Annotated in this window: 7 protein-coding genes and 1 pseudogene; 5 read left to right on the top strand and 3 right to left on the bottom strand. The window is 68.1% G+C overall.

Annotated elements, in window-relative coordinates; genetic code table 11:
* The 4 genes and pseudogenes from A5747_RS13865 to A5747_RS13850 all read left to right on the top strand — a co-directional run.
* Positions 1 to 598, top strand: a pseudogene (locus A5747_RS13865) (glucose-6-phosphate dehydrogenase); the annotation flags it as partial.
* A complete protein-coding gene (gene opcA, locus A5747_RS13860) occupies positions 595 to 1,506 on the top strand; it encodes a glucose-6-phosphate dehydrogenase assembly protein OpcA (RefSeq protein WP_076125102.1) in 912 nt (303 codons plus the stop codon). The pseudogene A5747_RS13865 and the gene opcA, both read left to right, overlap by 4 nt.
* Positions 1,503 to 2,240, top strand: coding sequence for a 6-phosphogluconolactonase (gene pgl / locus A5747_RS13855; RefSeq protein WP_076125086.1), 738 nt, complete (start codon positions 1,503 to 1,505; stop codon positions 2,238 to 2,240). Before opcA ends, pgl begins: the two co-directional genes overlap by 4 nt.
* 13 nt (positions 2,241 to 2,253) lie before the next feature.
* Entirely contained in the window at positions 2,254 to 2,652 is a 399-nt protein-coding gene (locus tag A5747_RS13850) for an ATPase (RefSeq protein ID WP_076062946.1), read from the top strand.
* On the opposite strand, the gene A5747_RS13845 is transcribed toward A5747_RS13850, so the two are convergent.
* Together A5747_RS13845 and ppc are read right to left on the bottom strand one after the other, a co-directional pair.
* The gene (locus tag A5747_RS13845; RefSeq protein ID WP_076125084.1) at positions 2,649 to 3,425 is read right to left on the bottom strand and encodes a DUF4239 domain-containing protein; all 777 of its coding nucleotides are present in this window, start codon (positions 3,423 to 3,425) and stop codon (positions 2,649 to 2,651) included. The genes A5747_RS13850 and A5747_RS13845 overlap by 4 nt on opposite strands.
* Before the next feature lie 61 nt (positions 3,426 to 3,486).
* Positions 3,487 to 6,294, bottom strand: coding sequence for a phosphoenolpyruvate carboxylase (ppc, locus tag A5747_RS13840; protein WP_076125082.1), 2,808 nt, complete (start codon positions 6,292 to 6,294; stop codon positions 3,487 to 3,489).
* 126 nt (positions 6,295 to 6,420) lie between these two features.
* Here ppc and A5747_RS13835 point away from each other — a divergent pair, with 126 nt between their 5' ends.
* Entirely contained in the window at positions 6,421 to 6,735 is a 315-nt protein-coding gene (locus tag A5747_RS13835; protein WP_083667578.1) for a DUF732 domain-containing protein, read from the top strand.
* Between the two features lie 5 nt (positions 6,736 to 6,740).
* Here A5747_RS13835 and secG read toward each other — a convergent pair whose 3' ends face one another.
* Positions 6,741 to 6,974: a preprotein translocase subunit SecG gene (secG, locus tag A5747_RS13830; RefSeq protein ID WP_076062956.1), complete on the bottom strand. Its 234-nt coding sequence runs from the start codon at positions 6,972 to 6,974 to the stop codon at positions 6,741 to 6,743.

Below are 6,974 nucleotides of genomic sequence, written 5' to 3'. Positions count from 1 at the left end.
CGCGGGCTGGCAGGGCGGCGAGAAGGTGGTCGGCCTGCTCGACGAGGAGGGCTTCGCGCAGGATTCCACCACCGAGACCTTCGCCGCCATCACGCTCGAGGTCGACACCCGCCGCTGGGCCGGTGTCCCGTTCTACCTGCGAACCGGAAAGCGGTTGGGCCGCAGGGTGACCGAGATCGCCCTGGTGTTCAAACGCGCACCGCATCTGCCGTTCGACGCCACCATGACCGACGAGCTCGGCACCAACGCCATCGTCATCCGGGTGCAGCCCGACGAGGGCATCACCTTGCGGTTCGGTTCCAAGGTCCCGGGCAGCACGATGGAAGTTCGCGACGTCAACATGGATTTCTCCTACGGCTCGGCGTTCGTGGAGGATTCCCCCGAGGCATACGAACGGCTGATCCTGGACGTGCTGCTCGGTGAGCCGTCGCTGTTCCCGGTGAACGAGGAGGTCGAATTGGCTTGGGAGATACTCGATCCCGTGCTCGACTATTGGGCGACGCACGGCAAGCCCGACTCCTATGAGTCGGGCACCTGGGGGCCCGCGTCGGCGTTCGAGATGTTGCGCCGCACCGGGCGGGAATGGCGGCGTCCGTGATCATCGATCTGCTGGACACCAGCACCACCGCGGTCAACAAGAAGCTCGACGAGCTACGCGAACAGGCCGGCGTCGTCACGATGGGCCGGGTGGGGACGCTGATCATCAAGTCCGACAACGACACCATGCTCGAGGAATCGGTCGAGGCCGCCAACGCCGCCAGCCACGAACACCCGAGCCGCGTCCTGGTGGTGACCACAGGCAATGCCGACGCCGCCGAGGCGCGGTTGGACGCCCAGGTCCGGGTCGGGGGTGACGCGGGCGCCGGGGAGGTCGTGGTGCTGAGGCTGTCGGGACCGCTGGCCGATCATGCCGAGAGCGTGGTCATTCCGTTCCTGCTCCCCGACATCCCGGTGGTGGCGTGGTGGCCCGACGTCGCCCCGGCGGTGCCCGCCCAAGACCCGTTGGGCCAGTTGGCGATCCGCCGCATCACGGACGCGACCAATAGCGACGATCCGCTGTCGGCGATCCGGGGCCGGCTGCAGGGTTACACCGCCGGCGACACGGATCTGGCCTGGGCGCGCATCACCTACTGGCGGGCGTTGCTCACCTCCGCGGTGGACCAGAAACCGCACGAGGAGATCGAATCGGCGCTGGTTTCCGGTTTGCGAGCCGAGCCCGCGCTGGACGTGCTGGCGGGCTGGCTGGCGAGCAGGATCGACGGGCCGGTGCGCCGGGTTGTGGGTGACCTCAAAGTCGAGCTGGAGCGCAAGACCGAAACCATCACCCTGAGCCGGCCCCAGGAGGGCACCACGGCCACCCTGAGCCGGACGGGTCGCCCCGATGCCCTGGTTCCGTTGGCGCGCAGGGAAACCCGTGAGTGCCTCGCCGAGGACATGCGGCGGCTGGATCCCGATGAGATCTACTTCGCCGCACTCGAGGGCATCGACAAGGTGCAGTACGCATGACCCGCGTCATCGACATCGTTCCCGACGGCGACGCCCTGGTCCGGGCCGCCGGCGCCCGGCTGGTCGCCACAATCGAGGCCGCCGTGACGGCACGCGGTCGGGCCCTAATCGTCCTGACCGGCGGCGGCAACGGCATCGGGCTGCTGAAGTATCTCCGCACGCAGCAGGTCGACTGGTCGAAGGTGCACCTGTTCTGGGGCGACGAGCGCTACGTTCCCGAGGACGACGACGAGCGCAACGAGAAGCAGGCGCGCGAGGCGCTGCTCGATCACGTCGACATCCCGTCCAGCCAGGTGCATCCGATGGCCGCCAGTGACGGCGAATTCGGCAACGATCTTGCCGCGGCGGCGCTGGCCTACGAGCAGCTGCTGGCCGCCAACGCCGCCCCCGGTGAGCCGGTGCCGACCTTCGACGTCCACCTGCTGGGCATGGGTCCCGAGGGCCACATCAACTCCCTGTTCCCCGACACTCCCGCCGTTCTCGAGACCACCCGCATGGTCGTTGCGGTCGAAGACTCCCCCAAACCGCCGCCACAACGAATCACCTTGACGCTGCCCGCTATTCAGCGCTCCCGCGAGGTCTGGCTGATGGTTTCGGGCGCGGGCAAGGCCGATGCGGCGGCCGCTGCCATCGGTGGCGCGCAACCGGTCACGGTGCCTGCCGCCGGGGCCATCGGGCTGGAGACCACGCTCTGGCTGCTCGACGAGGAGGCCGCGGCCAAGCTTTCCCGCTGACGCCGGGCGCATAATGACGTTCATGGCAGACAAAACCGTGCGCAACGGGCCCGAGCGAAGCCGGATCAAGACCCTCACCCAGGCGGCGCTCAACGCCGACAAGACCGTGGAGCAGGTCGAAGACGTCCTCGATGGCCTGGGCAGAACGATGGTCGAGCTGAACAGCTCGCTGTCGGCCCTCAACGCGACGGTGGAACGCCTGGAGGGCGGCCTGGATCATCTGGAGGGCGTGCTGCACAGCCTGGACAATCTCGCCCAGCGGCTCATCGCGCTCGTGGAGCCGGTGGAGGCGATCGTCCAGCGCATCGACTACATGGTCGGGGTGGGCGAAACGGTGATGTCCCCCCTGTCGGTCACCGAGCACGCGGTGCGCGGCGTGCTGGACCGGCTGCGGAACCGGACGGTGCACTAGGTTCCGCGGTCGACCGCGTCGAAAACGTCCACCGCGTGCCCGAACGGCTCCGACGTGATCGCGTGGTCGGTCTCGGAGGGATGGTCGAGTGAGAAGTCAATGCACAGCAGCAGGCCGAGGAGGACCGCGACCGCACTGGACAGGAGTGCCTGGCCGAGGGTGCTGCCCAGGCGCAGGAAACCGGTAAGGCCTACCAGGACAACCCCGCCGAAGATCAGTCCCAACCACAGCAGCGCCGGTATCCGCGGCTTGGTCGCGATCATGCGCTGGGTGCGATGGGACGACAGCACGCTCAACTCGCTGAGGAACTGGGAATTGATCGCGCTCGGCGCGGCACCCGGCGACTGACTGCCGGCGATGCGGTACATCTGCGTTATCGCGGCGCGCGCGCTGTCGCGGGCACCGTCGCCGGGCTGCTTGGTCGAATCAGAACCCGCCACGGCGGTCGCGTACTGGCGCAGCAGTTGTTGAATTTGGGGCCGCTCCTGTTCCGGCATGGCGACGGTCTGCCGGTACAGCGTCGTCAGTGCCGACGCCTCGTTGGCGACGATGACCTGGGTGGCGGAAAACTGTTGCCAGGTCACCACCACGGTGAACCCAAGCAGGGCCCCGTAGACAAGACCGACGATCGCGACGAACGGCGACATGGCCGAATCGTGTAGTTTTCCTTCGCCGGACAGGACACGATTCCCGAACCACACGCTGACCACCGCGAGCACGATCGCGACGGCGACCACGCTGACAAGAATCAACCAAAGAGACGGCGCACCCATCGCCCGAGACCTTACTGCGCTCTCGCGACGGTGACGGCCATCCGCGCGCGCATGTCGGCAATTACCCGCTGTTGCGCAGCGCGCTGGACAGGCCGTTCATGGTCAGCAGGATGCCGCGCTGCACCAATTCGTCGTCGTCGCCCGAACGGTAGCGGCGCAGCAGTTCCACCTGAAGGTGGTTCAGCGGCTCCAGGTACGGGAACCGGTTGAACACCGAACGCGCCAGCGCCGGGTTGTCGGCGAGGAGATCGTCGTGACCGGTGATGAGCTTATGCATCGCGATAGTGCGCCGATGTTCGTCGACGATCTTGTCGAATACCCTGCGCCGCAAGGATTCGTCGGACACCAGCTCGGCATAGCGGGCCGCCAGGCCCAGGTCGCTCTTCGCCAGCACCTGCGCCATGTTCGATAGCACGCTGGCGAAGAACGGCCACCGCTCGTACAGCTCGTGCAGCGTCGCCACCCGGTCGGCTTCGCTTTCCGGACCCGCCGCGATCCACTGCTCGAACGCCGATCCCGTTCCGTACCAACCGGGCAGCATGACCCGAGACTGGCTCCACGCCAGCACCCACGGGATGGCGCGCAGGTCCGCGATCGACTCGGTGGGCTTGCGCGAGGCGGGCCGGCTGCCGATGTTCAGCGACCCGATCTCGCTGACCGGTGTCGATGCCTTGAAGTATTCGACGAAACCCGGTGTGTCATGCACCAACTCGGCGTAGGCACGCCGCGCCAGGGTCGCCACCTCGTCGAGCACCGCATACGCCGGCTCGGCCGCCTCGCCGAGACCCTCGACGTCGAGCAGTGTGGACTCCAGCGTCGCCGCCACCAGGCTCTCCAGGTTGCGCCGCGCCAACTGGGGTTCGGCGTACTTGGCGGCGATCACCTCACCCTGCTCGGTGAGGCGCAGCGAACCGTTCACCGCTCCCGGTGGTTGCGCCAGGATCGCCTGGTAGCTGGGTCCACCGCCGCGCCCGACGGTGCCGCCGCGACCGTGGAAGAGCCGCAACCGAATTCCGGTCTTGCGGGCCACCTCGACCAGGGACAGCTCCGCCCGGTACACCGCCCAGCTGGAGGAAAGGTAACCGCCGTCCTTGTTGGAGTCGGAGTAGCCGAGCATCACCTCTTGCGAGTCGCCGCGCGCGGAGACGAGCGCCCGATAGACGGGCAGTTCCAGCATCGCGTGCAGAATCGCCGCGCCGTTGTGCAGATCGTCGATCGTCTCGAACAACGGCGAAATGCCCACCGGGCAATAGGGTTCCGGCGCGGAGGCGTCCAGCAGGCCGGCTTCTTTCAGCAGGATCGCGGCCTCCAGCACGTCCGACACCGACTGGCACATCGAGATCACGTAGTTCGGCACCGCGGCGGGTCCGTAGCGCCGGACGGCGTGGGCGGCGGCGGCCATGACGCCCAGCTCGCCGCGCGCCAGGTCGGACAATTCCGCGCGCTCGCCGAGCAGCGGGCGGCGGGTGCTCAGTTCGGCGGCCAGCAGCTCGACCCGCTCGTCTTCACCCAGCGAGCCGTAGTCCGGGTGCACGCCCGCCCACGCCAGCAGCTCGCCGACCACTTCCTGGTGCACGACGGAGTTTTGCCGCATGTCGAGGCCGCACAGGTGAAAACCGAAGACGCCCACGCCTTCTCGCAACAGGGCCAGCCGGTCGTCGGCCAGCAGCGCGCTGCCGTGGGCGCGCAGCGACGCGTCGACGGTGTCGAGATCGCTGCGCAACTCGGCCGGCGTGACATACCGCGTCAGGCCCAGGTCGAGCTGGTGTTGCGGTTGCCGGTCCAGGATCTCGGCGGCCGTCGCGGTGAGCCGGCCACGGATCACCCGCACGGCACGCCGGTACGGCTCGTCGGCCCGGGCGTTCTCCGGGCAGGCGTCGGCCAGCTCGGCCAGTTCGGGGGTGACGCTGACCAGTCGCGCCGACAGCGACAGCTCCTGCTCGAGGTCGGTGAGCTCGGCCAGGTAGTGCGCCACCGCGGTGAACGCGGCGCTGCCGGTCGCCCGCCTGACCACCTCGGCGGTGACGTTCGGGTTTCCGTCGCGGTCACCGCCGATCCAGGAGCCCGGTTGCAGGATCGGGTCGACGAGCAGTTCGGCGTCCGGCCACCGAGCGCGCAGCGCGTCGCGAACCTCGCTGTTCACTTGGGGAATCACCTCGAACAATGCGGCCGGGTAGTAGCGCAGGCCGACGTCGATCTCGTCGGTGATCTGCAGCCGCGAGAGCCGGATCAGCGCGGTCTGCCACAGCGTGAGGACCTGGCGGCGCAGCTCGAGTTCGATGTCGCGGCCGTCGTCGGTCTGGGTGTGACCCTCGGCGTGCAGTCGCATCAGCCCGGTGATCCGGTGCTGGGTGACGAAGACGGTGCGCCGGCGGGTCTCGGTGGGATGAGCGGTGATGACCGGGGACACCAGCGCGCCCTTCAGGGCATCGGCCACCGTGGCCGAATTCAGTTCCGCGAGATCGAGTTTCGCGTAGGTGGCGGCGAGACTGCTGTCTTGGGGCGGCTCGCCGGCGTCGACGTGAATGGCGCGGCGGCGTTCGCGGTGGATGTCTTCGGCGACGTTGGCCAGCAGCGCAAAATGGCTGAACGCCCGGATGATCGGGATCGCGAGGTGAATGTCGAGACCGGAGAACATGGCCGCCATCTCGGCCCGGTCGATCTCGGAGCGCCGTACCCGGAAGGATTCCACCCGGGCCCGTTCCACGAGGTCGAACACCTCGTCACCGTTCTGCTCACGCACGGTGTCGCCGAGGATCGCGCCGAGCAGCCTGATGTCGGCGCGCATCGGCTCGGTCGCCTCGCGACCGATCGCGGTCCGCTGGACGGCGCCGATCGGTTCGAGCGCGGCGTCGGGAGCCTCAGCCATGCGTCCCAGTATCGGTGGGGATCGCCGGTGTGTCGCGCCGTGGATTTCCCGCCGGGCGTTGTGACGAATGGCTAGTCTGCCGAAATGCCCTCACCTCGCTGGCCGGCCGCCTTGGCCATTCCCATGATTGCCGGCGCCGCCCTGCTGGGTAGCGCGGCGACCGCGACCGCCACCACTCCCGCCGATGACGCATACCTCGCGAAGCTGCGCGCCGTCGGCCTCACCTGGCCACCCCAGACGGAAGAGGCGCTCATCGGGGAGGCACACCTCATCTGCTACGACCTCACCTGGGGTTGGACGCCGCAGGAGATCGCCGACGACATCCACGCCCACTTGGACAAGAGGGGCGTGACGTTGTTGGACATCGGGACGATGGTCAACGCCGCACACTCGATCTATTGCCCCGGCAATGTGTGCGACGCGCCCAGCCTGTGCACCTGAGCGCGTCAGCGGTACTTGATCTGCAGGGCCATGCCGATGATGCAGACCAGCCAGATGCCGGTGATGAACAGCGTCAATCGGTCCAGGTTCTTCTCGACCACGGTCGACCCGGACAGGCTCGACTGCACGCCGCCGCCGAACAGCGTGGACAGGCCGCCGCCCTTGGCGCGGTGCAGCAGGACCAGCAACACCACCAGGATGCTGGTGACCACCAGGGTGATCTGCAGGGCCAATTGCAT

It is taken from the genome of Mycobacterium sp. IS-836, from assembly GCF_001954275.1.
In the GTDB taxonomy this organism is placed as follows: domain Bacteria; phylum Actinomycetota; class Actinomycetes; order Mycobacteriales; family Mycobacteriaceae; genus Mycobacterium.
This window is presented reverse-complemented; position numbering and strand designations above follow the sequence as displayed.